Source organism: Janthinobacterium sp. 75, assembly GCF_004365495.1.
In the GTDB taxonomy this organism is placed as follows: domain Bacteria; phylum Pseudomonadota; class Gammaproteobacteria; order Burkholderiales; family Burkholderiaceae_D; genus Janthinobacterium.
In genome coordinates this window covers 378,592-394,219 of the sequence record NZ_SORD01000001.1, presented here as the reverse complement: position 1 = coordinate 394,219, position 15,628 = coordinate 378,592, and the positions used below count along the sequence as shown (strand labels likewise).

10 protein-coding genes are annotated in these 15,628 nt (G+C 63.4%); 7 read left to right on the top strand and 3 right to left on the bottom strand.

The window, feature by feature from the left end:
- Nucleotides 1-5 precede the first annotated feature (5 nt).
- From C8C89_RS01835 to C8C89_RS01820, 4 genes are all read left to right on the top strand, one after another.
- Nucleotides 6-2,837 (top strand): ATP-binding protein, encoded by a 2,832-nt coding sequence (locus C8C89_RS01835; RefSeq protein ID WP_133988760.1) that lies wholly within the window; start codon nt 6-8, stop codon nt 2,835-2,837.
- Entirely contained in the window at nt 2,774-3,841 is a 1,068-nt protein-coding gene (locus C8C89_RS01830) for a DUF4424 family protein (RefSeq protein WP_133988759.1), read from the top strand. Before C8C89_RS01835 ends, C8C89_RS01830 begins: the two co-directional genes overlap by 64 nt.
- A gap of 12 nt (nt 3,842-3,853) precedes the next feature.
- Nucleotides 3,854-4,459 (top strand): nucleotidyltransferase family protein, encoded by a 606-nt coding sequence (locus C8C89_RS01825; protein WP_243857870.1) that lies wholly within the window; start codon nt 3,854-3,856, stop codon nt 4,457-4,459.
- A gap of 67 nt (nt 4,460-4,526) precedes the next feature.
- A complete protein-coding gene (locus C8C89_RS01820; protein ID WP_133988758.1) occupies nt 4,527-5,336 on the top strand; it encodes a hypothetical protein in 810 nt (269 codons plus the stop codon).
- A 12-nt stretch (nt 5,337-5,348) separates the two neighbouring features.
- Here C8C89_RS01820 and C8C89_RS01815 read toward each other — a convergent pair whose 3' ends face one another.
- Nucleotides 5,349-5,867, bottom strand: a complete 519-nt coding sequence (locus C8C89_RS01815) for a hypothetical protein (protein ID WP_101483690.1) — start codon at nt 5,865-5,867, stop codon at nt 5,349-5,351.
- Between the two features lie 189 nt (nt 5,868-6,056).
- Between C8C89_RS01815 and C8C89_RS01810 the strand changes: the two genes are divergently transcribed.
- From C8C89_RS01810 to C8C89_RS01805, 3 genes are read left to right on the top strand one after another with little or no spacing between them, the layout of a single operon-like run.
- Nucleotides 6,057-8,564 (top strand): prolyl oligopeptidase family serine peptidase, encoded by a 2,508-nt coding sequence (locus C8C89_RS01810; protein WP_166674651.1) that lies wholly within the window; start codon nt 6,057-6,059, stop codon nt 8,562-8,564.
- 56 nt (nt 8,565-8,620) lie between these two features.
- A complete protein-coding gene (locus tag C8C89_RS26875) occupies nt 8,621-8,773 on the top strand; it encodes a hypothetical protein (protein ID WP_166674650.1) in 153 nt (50 codons plus the stop codon).
- A 24-nt stretch (nt 8,774-8,797) separates the two neighbouring features.
- Nucleotides 8,798-9,037 (top strand): hypothetical protein, encoded by a 240-nt coding sequence (locus tag C8C89_RS01805; RefSeq protein WP_133988757.1) that lies wholly within the window; start codon nt 8,798-8,800, stop codon nt 9,035-9,037.
- 170 nt (nt 9,038-9,207) lie between these two features.
- Here the strand turns inward: C8C89_RS01805 and C8C89_RS01800 are convergent, their stop codons facing one another.
- Both C8C89_RS01800 and C8C89_RS01795 read right to left on the bottom strand, forming a co-directional pair.
- Nucleotides 9,208-13,632 carry a translocation/assembly module TamB domain-containing protein gene (locus tag C8C89_RS01800; protein ID WP_133988756.1) on the bottom strand — a complete coding sequence of 1,475 codons (4,425 nt, stop codon included), beginning with the start codon at nt 13,630-13,632 and terminating at the stop codon, nt 9,208-9,210.
- Complete coding sequence (locus tag C8C89_RS01795) at nt 13,632-15,554, bottom strand: autotransporter assembly complex family protein (protein ID WP_133988755.1); 1,923 nt, start codon at nt 15,552-15,554, stop codon at nt 13,632-13,634. Before C8C89_RS01795 ends, C8C89_RS01800 begins: the two co-directional genes overlap by 1 nt.
- Nucleotides 15,555-15,628 lie beyond the last annotated feature (74 nt).

Sequence of the window (15,628 nt, the reverse complement as noted above, 5' to 3'; positions counted from 1 at the left end):
CACCCATGTTTCATATCAAATCACTTGAACTGGTGCACTGGGATTACTGGCAGCGCATCAAGAATATTCCGCTCGACGCGAAGATCATCACCATCGCGGGGCAGAACGGCTCGGGCAAGACCACCTTGCTCGACGCCTTGCGCACCTTGTTCGGCCTCGACTGTTCGATGGGGCGCACCTATAAACACTATGCGCGCCACTCGGGCCAGCAAACGGCATGGCTGCGCGCCGTGGTCGACAACAAGAACGTGGGCAAGCAGCTGTCGAACCGTCCGTTCCGCAGTTCCGGCTTCTTCAGCGACGATGAAGTGACCCTGTTTTGCCAGATCCAGAAGAATGGCGGCGACTGGAAGCGTCAGTATCTGATGCGTCCGGGCAATGTGCAGATCGAAGACATCACGGATGCCAACGACTGGCTGGGCGTGGAAAACTACCGCAAGCGCCTGGCCAATGCGGGCCTGTCGCCCGCCATGTCGAAAGTGCTGGCGCTGGAGCAGGGCGAGACGGACAAATTGTGCGAATACGCGCCGCGCCAGCTGCTCGACCTGGTGTTCCAGGTGTTCGGCGACAAGGAAGTGCTGGATGCCTACGATGAAGCCAAGCGCCACCAGCGCGATACGGAAGTGGAGCTGAAGCGCTTCGAGACGGAACTGGAAGCGTCCAAGACCAACCTGGAAGGCTTGCGCCTGCGTGTGGCCAATTACCACCAGTGGGAAAGTCTGCACAAAGAGCGCCGCAACTTGCTGGAAGAAGTGCTGCCCAGCCTGCAATACCACGAGGCGCGCGAAAAGGCGGCCACGGCCAGCCGGCAATTGCGCGATGCGCGCAAACCGATGGCGCAGGCGGATCAGCAGCTGACCGACAAGCGCAATGCGCTGGCCGCGCAAGCGAAGGCCCTGTCCGACGCGCAAATGAACGAAACCCTGCTGGAGCAGGAATCCATAGGCCTGCAGAGTCGCCTTTCACTGATCAATGTAAAACTGAAACCGCTGGACAGCCTGCTGGAACAGAAAGACCGTTTGCAGAAGCTGGCGGCCGACTCGGGCAGCGATATCGCCGAAGTGGCTGCCCAGCTGGAACAGAAGGAAGCACAATTGCTGCAGCAGCGCCAGCAGCGCGACGCCTTGTCCGCCCGCATCGCGGGTGAGCAGGCGACGATTGCCGCGCTGCAAGGCAAGACGGCCATGCCGGAGCCGGACAATGTGCGCGGCATGCGCCGCGCGCTGCGCGATGCTGGCATTGCACATGCGATGTTGTCGGACATCGTCGAAGTGACGGACAGCCGCTGGCAGGGTGCCGTCGAAGGCGTGCTGGGCGGTTACGCCTCGGTCGTCCTGCTCGATAAAGCCAAGGATGCGGCCGCTGCCTACCGCCTGGCCGAGAAAGAACGCTATCGCCACTTCATCGTGCCGGAGCTGGTCACGGCACCTGTCGCCAACGACGAAAGCCTGCTGGCCGTGGTGAAATTCTCCGCGCCCGTGCCTAGCTGGCTGATCGAGCAACTGTCGCGCATTGCGCGCGTCGATTCCGTCGAAGCGGGCTTCAAGCTGGGCAACCACGAAGAGTGGATCACACCCGAGGCGTATCACCGCGAACGCCGGGGCGGACGCTCCCTGTTCGTGGAAGCATCGCGCTACCGCTTCGGCCAGGCAGGCCGCAGCGGCCGCCTGGAAGCGCTGCTGCGTTCCTTGCCGGGCCTGGAAGGGCAGGAAGACACGCTCACCCTGGCGATCTCGAAGCTGGCGGCGGAAGTGGGCGCTTTAAAAGCGCGCATCGCCGGCGTCGACGCGGCCAAGGAACTCAGTGCGCGCCAGGAAGAATTCGCCGAAGCGCTGCGCAATTCGAAACCGCTCAAGGAAGAGCGCCTGGAAGTCGGCGGCCGCCTGGGCGAGCTGCAGAATCTGACCAAGAACGCCACCGTGGCGCGCACGCGCGCCGATACCGTGTGGCAAAACGCGCGCCTGGCCCTCTCGGAAGCGGAAGCCGGTTCGCGCCTGGGCTACAAGAAACAAATTGAACAGCGCGCCGAGCACGCGCGCGCCTTGCTGGCTTTGCGCCATGCGTGGCGCCATCTGCCGAAAAGCTGGCGCCGTCCCGCGCGCCGCGCGGCCCTCGTGGCCGAACACCAGAATGCGCACCAGGTCGACTTGCGCGTGGCCAGCCTGCAAAACAGCCTGGCGCGCGACGACTGGGAACTCGACGCCACCGTCATCGACCAGCACCACCGCCTGTCGGACCAGTTGCATGGCCGCCAGTCGGAAACGGACGAGCGCCGCTACCAGAACAACCGCGCCATCGAAGCGACGGGCAATGCGCGCGGCGCCTACATGGAGCGCTTGCGCTACACCATCAAGACTTATAGCAAGAACATCAAGGAGCTGGGCGAGCTGGCCGGCATCGAAGTGCATGCGGACCCTGTGCGCCTGGAAAATGACGACGTGCAACTGTCGCAGGCGGGCTTGCACGTGCGATTCAAGTTTGACGGCAAGGGCGTGATCGGCATGAACGATGGCGAAGCGTCGGGCGGCCAGCAGGTGATGAAGTCGCTGGTGCTGCTGATCGGCTTGCTGAAATCGGAAGACGGTTCCGGCGGCTTCGTCTTCATCGATGAACCGTTTGCCCACCTCGATATCCGCAACATCCAGCTGGTGGGCGAGTTCCTGAAAAACACGGAAGCGCAATACCTGATGACGACGCCGTTGACGCACAACACGGATGTCTACGATCCATCGGAGCTGACGCTGATCACCAGCAAGAAGAAAAAGGATACGCAATGGGCGCAACCGATTTTCGTGCTGCAGCGCAGAGTCGAACCCGTACCGGGCAAGGCCGCGTGATGGCCGTGCGCAAGCTCGTTTTGGCCGCTGCCCTGTCGCTGGCCTTGGCCGGCACGGCCGTGGCCAACGACGGCATCGGTTCCGTTAGCGCGGGCGGCATCCTGTTCGGCAAGACCGATGCCGTGGCCATGAAAAAGGAAGTGCTCAGCGTGAGCACGGACTTGATCAAGGTCGAATACGAATTCCTCAATGAATCGGCGAAGGATGTGGAAGAGACGATTTTCTTCCCGCTGCCCGAATACGCGGCCGGCTACCATGGCTCGCCCACGTATTATGGCCAGCCGCAGCAGTTTACTGTCGACGTGGACGGCAAGCGCAAGGACTATAAAACCACCTTCGTCGCCAAGCTCGACAGCAACGATGTGACGGCCCGCTTGCGCCAGCTGGGCTTGTCGGACGCGCAGATCGCCTATTTCCCCTCGCACACGCCGTTCGACAGGAAAGTGGCGCCGCTGACGGCCGCGCAGAGCAAGATCATGATCGGCGAAGGCTTGCTGGCGCAGTTGTATGACGAAGAATGGGTGCCGGCCTGGACCGTGAAAGTCATCTACCTGTGGCAGCAGAAATTTCCCGCCGGCAAAGTCGTGCGCGTGCGCCATCAATATGCGCCATTCGTCGCGGCCGGGCCCGGCGCTTCCTACCTGGGCGATGGCAATGCATTTGAAAAGAAATACTGTGGCGACCAGGCCTTCTACAAGACGTGGAACCGCCTGGCGGCCAAGCAGGGCGAAAGCGGCTTCGTCAATGCTGTCTGGGTGTCGTATATTTTGACGACGGGCAACACCTGGAAGAATGGCATCGAAGACTTCACCTTGAACCTGATCAAGGGCAAGCCGGATGAGCTGATCAGCCTGTGCTTCCCTGGCACGTTCACCAAAATTAACCCCACCACCTTGCAAGTCAAGCTGCGCAACTTCCATCCGAAGCAAGACCTGGATGTGTACTTCGGCAATGTAGAAGGGACGGTTAGCCACGACGGCGTGGCGCCGCAGATCCGGCCATAGCAGAATGAGCACATGAGTGGGCAGGAGGCACTGGCGGCGCGCCTGCGCGCCATCGCCCGCGCCACGCCGTGGTGCATGCAAGCCTTGCAGGCCGTGCAGCAGTTGGGCTTGCCCCACTGCTGCATCGGCGCCGGTGCCGTGCGTACGCTCGTGTGGGATGCCTTGCACGGCTACGCACAAGCGTCGGCACTGAGCGACGTCGACGTGGCGTATTTCGATGCGCACGATGTGCAAGCCCGGCGCGAGGTGGAACTGCGCCAGCGCCTGGAAACCCTGCTACCCGGCGTGCCGTGGGAAGTGTGCAACCAGGCCAGGGTGCATCTGTGGTTTGAAGACGCGTTCGGCTATGTCGTGCCGCCCTTGCTGTCGCTGGACGACGCCATCGCTTCCTGGCCCGAGTTTGCCACGGCCGTCGGCATTTATCTGCAGCCTGATGGCGAGATCGGCATCATCGCGCCACACGGCCTCGATGAGCTGTTCGCCATGGTGGTGCGGCGCAACCCGGCGCGCATCAGCCTGGATGGGTATGTGCAGCGGCTGGCCAGTAAAAACTATGCGGCGCACTGGCCGCGCGTCACCATCATCGCCCCCGAAGATGATGGTGTAAAACACAATTAAATGCACCGTGGATACATTTTTCATATAATTGCCAATTATCCAATAGTGCTTTCAGCATCCTCATCCAATGTCCTTATCGATTTCCACGCCGCTGCGCCGCATCGGCCAGCTGTTCTTCCTTTCCTCCGCCTTCGTGGTGCCCGCCGCCTGGGCCGACAGCTACGGCGATTTCCAGCAAGCCAGCGGCCAGCTGGAAGCGCTGATGGCCAAGGCGACGACGCACAGCGGCTTGCCGCGCCTGGGCGACCCTGACGTGGCAGCATTGTTTGCCCGGATTACCGATGCGCCGCGCCTGTTCCAGGCGCCCGTCGCCGCGTTGCAGGACATGAATCAGAGCGTGGCCCTGTGCGAGCGGGCGACCAAGCTCGGCAAGGCGTATTACGCGTTTGACTTGGAGCGGCCGTTGCCGCTGTCGGGGGCGGAATTGCAGCAGGCGCGCGCGGACCAGGTAAGGCAGAACCTGGCCAATTATGGCGATGAAATGAGTACTTTTTTTGCCTTTGGCATGCATTGCCATGGTCATTTGATTCAGCTGATGGAGCAGGAATTCAGTGCCCTGCCCGCCGATGCGGTGAGCGGGACCGAGCGTCTGCGCGCGCGCGCCTTCAGCAAGGGCTCGACCACCATGTATGTTGGCGTGGTGCAATTCGTGCAAGTGCCGTACTGGAACGTGGCGCAAAAGAAGCGGATGCTGGAAGCGGCGGCACAGCACGCCACGGCGAATGTTGCGTTGATGCCGCCGCCGTTGCGCGAGCGTTTGCTGGGTACTCTTGCGCAGGCGGACCAGGACCTCGATCCAACCCTGGCGCCGGCGCTGGCGACGATACGCCAGGCGCTGTCCGTGACGACGTGCGAAGGCCTGTGCCAGTTCTATTGAGCTAGGGCGGACTTACTCGGGTGCCTGCAAAGGCTTGTTGCGCTTGCGCCAGCGCAGCAAGCCCCAGGCGTAGACGGCGTAGTAGCCGATGACCAGGCCGTAGGCGGCCATGGTCAGCGGGCTCTGGCCGAACGGCGGCGGCGGCACGGGCACGTCCAGGCGCGTGTTCAGGTAGATTTCCATGCCACGGTACAGCAAGCGGGCGATGAACAGCATCGTGATGGCCAGGCCAAGGTAGCGGTGCTGGGTAAAAAAGAAATCTTGTCCTACTTGCTCGAAGCGCGTCAGCTTCAAGCCCAGCACGCCCAGCCAGCCACCGGCCAGCGCGCCTGCGCCCAGGCTGGACAGGGGCAGGACCTCGAATTTCGTCGTCGTCGCCAGGAACAGCAGCAGCGCGGGAAACGCGACCGCCACGCTCCAGTGCCGCCACAGCTGCGACTTCTGGCGCGCCACCAGTTTCTTCAGGCGCGAATAAATGCGCCAGACCAGCAGCGGGACCAGGAACAGCAGGGCGAGGGTAGTGGTTTCCATGTAGGCATTCGGGTGCGGGTAAAACAGCGATTGTAAGCGAGATGGGGGCGGCCGGCGATGCTTGTCAAACAGTAAAAGTTGCTGGTTGACATTTACATGGCATGAACGCACTATGCCTTGTCACAAAGCGCCGCCATGAGCGGTGCCGTGCGCTCGCTGCCTGTCACCACCTTCATACACTGGAGTCCCATGTCTACTCGTTTGCCTTTGCTGCCTCTCACTGTTGGCCTGATGGCCTCGTCTTCCCTGGCCATGGCGCAAGATGGCGCTTATCAAGCCCCGCCGGCGCCCCTGCAAGCCATCGTCGATGCGCCGCGCGCGCCGACCCTGAGCCTGAGCCCGAAACGCAACCTGGCCGCCGTGCTGCCCACGCCATCCTTGCCCAGCATTAGCGAAGTGGCGCAGCCAGAACTGAAGCTGGCGGGCTTGCGCATCAATCCGCGCACGTATTCGGCCAGCCGTTTCAGTTTTCACACGGGACTGGGCTTGCTCGACATCGATACGCAGAAGGAAATCAAGGTCAGCGGCTTGCCCGCCTCACCCCGCATCGCCGATCTGGCCTGGTCGCCCGACCAGCGATACCTGGCGTTTACGCACATCGCCTTTGCCGATCCCGCCAGGGGCGTGAAGGAGTCCGGCGTGGAGCTGTGGCTGCTCGACGTGCAGACGAAAGCGGCGCGCAAGCTGGGCAATCAATCGCTGTCGGCCGTTTATGGTCGCGGCTTTTCCTGGATGCCCGACAGCAAGACCTTGCTGGTCCAGCTGAAACCGGCCAAGCTGGGAGCGGCGCCCGTGGCGAGCGGCATTCCGACGGGCCCATCCATCCAGGACAGCGTGCCGGGCAGCGGCGTCAAGCAATTGCGCACCTATCCCGACTTGCTGAAAAACGAACAGGATGCGCAGCTGTTCGAACACTACATTACCGTCCAGCTGGCCTTGCTGGACGTGGCGGGCAAGCAGCGTCTGGTTGGCCAGCCGGGCCAGTTCTCGCGCGTGTCGGCCTCGCCCGATGGCAAGCACCTGCTGACGACCAGCATCGTGCGTCCGTATTCCTATATCGTGCCGGCGCATGACTTCGGCCATAAAATCGACGTGCGCGACCTGAATGGCAAGGTGGTGCATGCGGTGGCGGCCCTGCCGCTGGAAGAAGGGCTGCCGCCAGGCAATGATGCCGTGTCCGCCGGCGTGCGCTCCGTCAGCTGGCGCGTCGATGCGCCCGCCACCCTGGTGTGGGCTGAAGCGCAGGATGGCGGCGACCCGGCCAAGGCGGTCGAGATCCGCGACATCGTCTATACGCAGGCGTCACCGTTCACCAACAAGCCGGCCGTGCTGGCCAAGCTCGGCTCGCGCTATGCGGGCGTGGCCTGGGGCCGCGGCGACCTGGCCCTGCTCAGCGAAGCGTGGTACAAGACGCGCGCCGTCAAGCAATGGCGCATCCAGCCGGATCAGCCGTCCGCCGTGGCGGGCACGCCTGGCGACCTCGTGTATGCCGGTTCCTTCGAAGACCGCTACAACGATCCGGGCCAGCCCGTCATGCGCGCGGACGCTGCCGGCTTGCCGCGCCTGCTCATCGCCGCCGATGGTTCCATCCTGCTTGACGGCCAGGGCGCTTCGAAGGAAGGCGACCGTCCCTTCATCGACCGCCTGAACCTGGCGACGAAACAGAAGGAGCGGCTGTTCCAGAGCGCCGCACCGTATTATGAAAATGTGGTGGCCGTGCTGGACGAGGATGGCAGCCGTTTGCTGTCGACGCGCGAATCGCCGACCGAGCAGCCGAATTTCTTCGTGCGCAACCTGAAACAGCAGGGCGCCGCGCAATTGACGGCCCTCACGCATTTCCCCCATCCGTTGCCGCAACTGAAGGACGTGCAGAAAGAGCTGATCCGCTACAAGCGCGCCGATGGCGTGGACTTGACGGCCACCCTGATGCTGCCGCCAAACTACGACGCCCGCCGCGACGGTCCGCTGCCGACCCTGATGTGGGCGTATCCGCAGGAATTCAAGACGGCCAGCGCGGCCAGCCAGACCAAGGGTTCGCCGTACAAATTCAATGCCGTCAGTTACTGGGGCCCGGCCGCCTTTCTGTCCATGGGCTACGCCGTGCTCGACAATCCATCGTTCCCCATCGTCGGCAATGGCGAGCAGGAGCCGAACGACACCTACCTGCCGCAGCTGGTGGCTGACGCCGAAGCTGCCGTCGACGAGGTGGTGCGCCGTGGCGTGTCCGACCGAAACCGCATCGCCATCGGCGGCCACTCGTATGGCGCCTTCATGACGGGCAATTTGCTCGCGCACACACGGCTATTCCGCGCCGGCATCGCCCGCAGCGGCGCCTATAACCGCACCTTGACGCCGTTCGGCTTCCAGGCGGAAGAGCGCTCGTTCTGGCAGGCGCCGGCCGTCTACCAGGCCATGTCGCCGTTTAATTATGCGGACAAGATCAAGGATGCGCTGCTGATGATCCATGGCGAGCAGGACAACAACTCGGGCACTTTCCCCATCCAGAGCGAGCGCATGTTCCAGGCCGTCAAGGGACTGGGCGGCACGGCGCGCCTGGTGATGCTGCCGAACGAAAGCCACGGCTACCGCGCGCGCGAATCGATCATGCAGATGCTGTATGAAAGCAACAACTGGCTGGAGAAATATGTGAAGAACGCGGCGCCGCCGGCCGCCGACGTCAAGCCGGCAGGCAAATAAGGGCAGCGGCACGCATCTCGTGGTATGGTCTTCCTTTGTCTGCAGGGAGGCCAGCCATGTCAGTCATCAACGCCCACCGCGCGCCCGACCCGGCGCCAGTCGATGAACCCATGCCGGCGCCGGAGCCGCAAGAAGCACCCGGGCGCCAGCCGGGGCCCGTGCATCCGGTGCCGCAGGACGATCCTGTGCCGCACCCGCATCCCAGTTAATCTCGTCAAGAAAGGCTGTTTTAGATGGCAATTGTCAAGGAAGTCTACACACGCAAAGTCAGCGGAGAATCGTTCGACTATGAACTCGATTACACCCAGGGCGCGGACGTGGCCTGGATTGCGCGCGTGTACCACGACGGCGTGCTGAAAGGCTCGCCGCACGGCGCGCTGACGGCCAACGTGCTGTCCGGCCCCGCGCTGGAACAATATCTGCGCGCCTACGTCGAAGGCATGATCGAGCGGGGGCTTGACCTGGCCGAATAAACTGTTTGTGGTAGAGCAAAGAAAAGGGCGCCGAGGCGCCCTTTGTTGTTTCTGGTGGTGTCGGATTACGCGGCTGCGCCGCTAATCCGACCTACGCACTTTGTTGTTTCGTGGCGTCGGATTAGCGCGGCAACGCCACGCGTAATCCGACAACATTGTTGGCCGCCACTCTAGTCAAACGCCCACGTGTACAACACGTCCAGTGCATTGTTCGTGCCCGTCTGGAATTGCAGGGTAATGCGGCGGTTCAGCTTGTAGCGCAGCTTGACCAGGCTCGTCGCCGTGCTCGTGCCTTGTTCGAACGTCAGGTAGGCGCGCGACGACAGGCGCTTGCCGACAGTGACGACCGTGCTTTCCAGCCCTTGCGCCTGCGACAGGCCCACTTCGTCGAGGCCCAGCGAATTGGCCAGCTTGCCCTGCAAGCCGCCGCCGGAGCCGCCGAAGAGGGCGCCTGCGGCCGTCGTCAGCAGGGCCATTTCATCGCCGGCCGCCGTTTCCGCGCCGTGGCCGAGGATCAGCCAGGCCAGCTTGTCGCTGTCCGACACGCTCGGCGTGGAGACCAGCTTGGCCGTCGGCGACTGCGCCGTGCCGCGCACTTCCACGCCCGCTTCCACATTCGTTTCCGACAGCGCTTCGCCCTCGGGCCGCTTGCGCACGGCCAGGATGTTCAGGGACGGGTTGTCGTAGGCGCCCGTGAAGGCGATCAAGCCCCGTTCGATCGACAACTTTTGCCCATAGGCCGCGTACTGGCCGTTGCTGACTTTGATGCTGCCCGTCACGCGCGGCGCGGCGCGGTTGATGACGCGGGCGCGTATATTGCCCGCCAGGTCGGCGTCGAGGCCCATGCCGCGCAAGTGGAAGGCATTGCCCAGGTCGAACTCGAGGTCGATATTCAGGGGCAGCGAAGGCGCTTCCTTGCTGCCCTTGACTTCCTTGCCCAGCACCACCACGTCGCTGCTTTGCGTGGGGGTATCTTGCGGCGCCAGTTCGATCAGCGCACGGTTGGCCTTGAACTTGCCCTCGAAGCTGAAGCGCTTGTCGTTGCGCACCAGGGTACTGTTGCCCGACAGGATCAAGGTGCGGTCGGGACGCGACAGCGCCTGCAGGCGGTCGGCCATCAGTTTCAATTCCAGGCTCGCTTCGCCATTCGCAAAGCGTACCCAGCCATCAGCCTGCACCTTGCCATCGCCGCCGTCAAAGCTCAGGCGCTGCAATTGCAATTGATCGCCGGCCAGCTTGGCTTGCAGCACGCCATTGCGCAACTTCAAGCCCTGGTCGGCCCAGTTCACCAGCAGCTTGCTGCCATTGATGTCGCCATTCAATTGCGGCGCGCCGATGCTGCCGCTGCCGGCCAGCGCGATTTTCAGGGCGCCGCCCAGCTCCAGGCCTGGCTGGCCCGTCAGCGGCGCCAGCCAGGCCAGTGTATCGACGTTGGTGGTGGCCGTCAGCGAGAGGGCACTGTCGTTGCTGATGCGTCCACCCAGCATTTGCACGGTGGCATTGATATCGCTCTGGCCTGCGCGCGCGCCATCGAGTTTTACGGCCAGGCGCAGTTGCTGGTTCGCTACATCCACGCGGGCATCGAAGGTGCGCAAGCCCAGCGCCAGCGGCTGTTCCACGCCCACCGTCACGTCGCCTTTTTCGCGGTAGATGTGCAGCATGCCGGCCAAAGACGGATCTTTCTGCTTGGCCGTCGGTACCTGCATGTCGAGCGACCATTGCGCGCCCAGGGTCAGGTCGCTGCGCGCATTGGCTTGCAGCGAGGGTATCACTTGCGCCAGATAGGTCAGCGCCACGCCGGCCGCCTGGCCGGAACTGGTCCAGCGGGGGCCGTTCTTGACCAGGCTTTGCATGGTGATGCTGCCTGCGGGTAATTTGATGACGGTGTTGCCCACGCTGATCTGTTCAGGCTGGCCCAGGCCCGCCACGCCGCTGCCGGCGGGACCGGCCACTTTCACGGGCACGGGCGCTTGCAGCACCAGCGCATAACGGCCCTTGTTTTGCAGGCTGTCGATCGTGCCTGTCCAGTTGGCACCGCTCTGGCTGCCCCGGATTTGCACGGTGGCATCGAAATCGTCATTGCGCGCCGTCAAACTGACCGTATGGCTGCCGCGCGTGCCCGTCGTACCCAGGCGGGCGCTGGCCAGCTTGAAGGTGGGCGTGCTGTAGCCCGTGATGTCCAGGCTGCTGACCATGGGGTCGAGCGCGCCCTGGCCGGCGCCCACGCTGGCGCTGCCTTTGATGGCTTTCAATTGCTGGTCGCCAAAGAAGGTCAGGTCACGGCCATCGAGCGTCAGTTGCGCGGCCGGCGCATCCATCTTGCCGCTCACGGAACCGGCTGCCTGCAGCACGCCGGCAAAGCGCGGACCCAGGGTCGACAGTTGCGGCGCGTCGAGTTTCCACGCCAGCTTGTCCGTGGCGCCGCCCAGCGCGCCCTTGGCCTGCAGGCTGTTCGGCCCCAGGCGCAGTTCCGCATCCACGCTGTCGACGCGTTTCGCGTTGGCCGACAGCCTGGCATAGCCGGCCAGCGGCGCGTTTTGCAGCGTCGATTCGCGCAAGCCGAGGTTCAGGGCCACTTGCCAGTCGCCGCTCAGGCGGCCGCTGCCGTTGAAATCCGCATTGACGTTGCCGTTGGGCAGTGATGCGCCAAACGCGGCCGGGTTGATCTTTTGCAAGGAACCCGTCATCTTCAATTCCGCTTCCTTCTTCGGTCCCGTCAAGCCCACGTCGCCGCTGGCGTGGATGGCGCTGTCTGGCGCGGGGCGCTTGCCGCTGGTGAGGCCCAGTCCTTTTGCATCGGCAACAAAGCTCGTGCGCGGTTGCTGCAGGGTGCCCTGCACCACGCCGCTGGCCAGCACGCTGCCCAGCAAGTCGCCCTGCAGGGCGGAAAGTTGCCGTGCATCGACGTTCCAGTTGAGCTTTTCGCCGGCGCCGCCAAAGTTGCCCTTGGCCGTGAGATTATTCTTGCCCAGCGCCAATTGCACGTCGATGCCGCTGAAATGAGCCGCATCGGCCGTCAGCTTGCCCTTGCCGGACAGGGGTTGGTCGAGCAGTTTGCTGGGGCGCACGGTGAAGTCCGCATTGGCCAGCCATTGTGGCGCCACGTGGCCGCTGGCGCGCACGTCGAGGTTCAGGTCGGCCACGGGGAAGGCGCCGAAGTCTGCGGGATTGAGGCGGCTGGTATTGGCCACGGCCTTGAATGGCTGTTCATCCTTCAGGCTGATCTGGCCCGTCGCGTTGACGCTGCTTTTGCCTGCTTGCAAGGTTGCCTTGCGTAGTTGCACCAGGGAATCTGCCAGGGTGGCTTCCACGTCCAGGCGCAACTTGGCTTCACCGAGCCTGGCGCGCAGGGTTTGCGTCTTGCCGTCGCTGTCGAGCACGATATCGCCGACGATCTTCGTGCTATTGATGCTGCTGTAAATATGCTGCAAGTCGATCTTGTCCGTGTGCAAGGTCAGCTGCGCAGTGCCGATGGGAGCATCGGCCGCATCGCGGTTGAGTTTGCCACTGCCCGTGAATTTGCCCGCGTTGCCGAAATCGATGATGGCCGACTCCAGGGTGGTGGCTGTCAGGGTGCCGCCCAGGCGCGCTTCGAACTGGCGCAGCGGCAGCTTTTGCTGGTCGATGGGGCCGGGCGGGGCGTGGTTGAGGATGGCCAGCTTGCCCGACACGGTTTGCGCATTGGGCCGCGTGTCGATGGCGGCATCGAGCTCCAGGCTCAGGTCCGCCTGCGGCAGGGTCGCGTCGAACTTGCCCGGATTGATGTTGCGGCCTTTGATGCTGGCCGAGCGCAGGATGATGACGGGGTCGAACGGTACCAGCGCCAACTGGGCGTCGGCCGTAGCAGCACCCGCGCTGCCCTTGGCTGTCACGTTCAGCACGTTCAAGTCGCCGCCCAGCTGCAGGGTCAGGGCGGCTGGTTTTTCACCGGCAGCGGCATTGAGCTGCGTCAAGCCCGCCTTGCCGCTGAGCTTGAACGGCTGCGTGGCGGCAATCGTCGCGCTGGCCGTGGCCTGGCCGAACGGCGTCAAGGCCGAGGCGTCTTCCAGCTGCCATTGGGTCTTGTCGCCCGACAAGGTGAAATGAATTTTTTCAAATACCGTGTTGCCGCCCGCGCTGATGAGGGTGACCTTGTCCAGGCGCGCGTCGGAAATGCCGATCTTGAACGGCGACGCCAGGCTGGCGGGCATGGTCGACGGTTCATCGGAGGGCGCCGTACTCTCCACGGACAGGCTGGCCACATGCAGTTCGCTGATGGCGATGCCTTCCGAAAAGAATTGGAAGGGTGACCAGTTGATATCGATATTGTCGGCCGTGATGTGCTGCGTCTTGCTGCGGTAGCTGACGTGGCCCAGGTGCATGCGATTGTAGAGCGAGCCGGACACGCCCGACACTTCGATTTCGCCGCCGCTGGCACTGGCCACTTTTTGCACCAGCATCTGCAAGGTCGATTCGCGGCCCAGGAACCAGAAGGCACCACCCAGCAGCACGGCCAGGCTGGCAACGGCGATCAGGAGGTAGCGCAGCGCCCGGCGCGGTTTTTTCGCCGGCGGTGGCGGCGCGGTGTCGTGGGACTCGGTAGTAATATCAGACATCAGAAAGTGAATCCCAGAGAGAAGTGCAAACGGTATTTTTGGACGGCATGGCCATATGCCACGTCGACATTGATGGGGCCGACGGGGCTCTTGTAGCGCCCGCCCAGGCCGTAGCCCGATTTCGGCGTCATGGCCGCTTTCACGGTATCGGCCGCGTTACCGGCGTCATAGAAGGCGGCAATCGCCCATTTCGGCTTGAACCAGTATTGGTATTCGGCGCTGCCGGTCAGCATGTAGCGTCCGCCGACGGTGGCGTCGCCTTCCTTGACGCCCAGTTCCTGGTAGCCATAGCCGCGCACCGACTGGTCGCCGCCCGCGCGGAACAGGTAGACGGCCGGCACGCCGCGCTTTTCCTTCGAACCCAGCGCGCCCATTTCGCCACGCACGATCAGCTCGCCTTTTTCGCCCAGCGGACGGTAATACACGGCCTTGCCGGCCACACGCACGAAGCGCTCGTCCGTCAGCACGGGCAGCAGGGCGCCGCCCACCTGGGCATTGATGACATAGCCCTTGGTGGGGAACAGCAGGCTGTCGAGGCTGCGCTTGGTGATGGCATAGGTCAGGGGCAAGCTCTTGCTGCGCGTCTGTTCCAGGCCCACGACGGTCTTGTCTTCGCTGAGGAACTCGAACGTCAGGCTGCGTTCGAGGTTGGTGCCGCCCCAGTTACGCTTGGCCGAGATGGTGGTGACGGCCGTGATTTCATTGGAAATGTCGCTGCGTTCGAACGAAGCGCCCGCGCTGTCGTTGTAGCCGCGTTCGGTCGTCGGAAAGTAAAAATTGGCGTGCGCCGCCTGTTTCTTCGTTTCCATGGTGAGGGCGCTCTTGAAGCGCGTGCCCCACACGTTCAGGTTGTCATAGTTGAGCTGGGCGCGATTGCCCGTATTCGTACTGAAACCAAGGCCGGCGCTGACGTTCTGCTGCTTGTTTTCCGTCACGCGCACCACCAGCGGCAGCTGCGGCGCGGGGCCGCGGTTGACGGGCCTGGCTTCGGGGACGGCGCCGGAGGCCTCGGCTTGCTGGCTTTCCTGGCCCGCCTCAATCTGCTCGCCCAGGATGCTGCTCATGTCGGCGCTCACCTCCACGCTGGCAAAGTAGCCCGTGTCCTGCAGGCGAGCCTGCAACGATTGCAACGCCGATTCGCTGTAATAGTCACCCGGGCGTATCTTGTCGAGGTTGCGGATGATGGCTTCCGGGTAGCGTTTCAGGCCTTCGATGCGCAGTTCGCCAAAGCGTAGTTCAGGGCCGCTGTCGAGCACCACCAGCAAGGATACCTTGTGCGTTTCCGGGTCGACCACGGCTTGCGTATCGACCAGTTGGGCGCGCGGATAACGCGTCTGCACCACTTCGCGCAGCAGCGCGCGCTTGGCCGATTCCCAGTCGGCCTGGCGAAACACGCTGCCTGCCTTCAGCGGCCAGCTGCGCTTGAGCGCTTCCGTATCATATGGTTCGGATGCGGCCAGCGGCGGCGTGGGATCGAAGCCGCGCAATTCCAGCTCGACCTTGTCAATGGTCACCGGTGCACCCGGCTCGACGTCGACGATGACGACAGGTTTGGCGCCCGTCGTATCGACGCGCACCGTGACGACGGGCGTATAGTAGCCAGCCGTGGCGACGAGGTTCCTGGCTTGCTCAGGCGTATCACGCACGAGGCGCTGCAATTGCACACGGTCCATGCGCGGGTTGCCGCGGAAGCGTTCCAGGTCCAGGTTTTTTTCCAGCAAGTCATCGAGGTCACCGGGCGCGTTGACCTTGACCTCGTACTGCAGCGGGGCGGGAGCCGCTTCCGTGCTGACGGGGCCGTCTGCAACGGCGTCTTGCGGACGCTCTTGCGTGCGCTCCTGTGTTCCGTCCTGCGCGCGGGCCTGGGCGATCGGGCATATCAAGATGACACTACCAGCGGCCGCCAGTGTCAGTTGACCCATTACTTTTGTCACTACTTGTGCCAAAATTCGTGGTCGTATCGCCTTGCCGGCAGCCGTATGCCGTATGGGTCGTG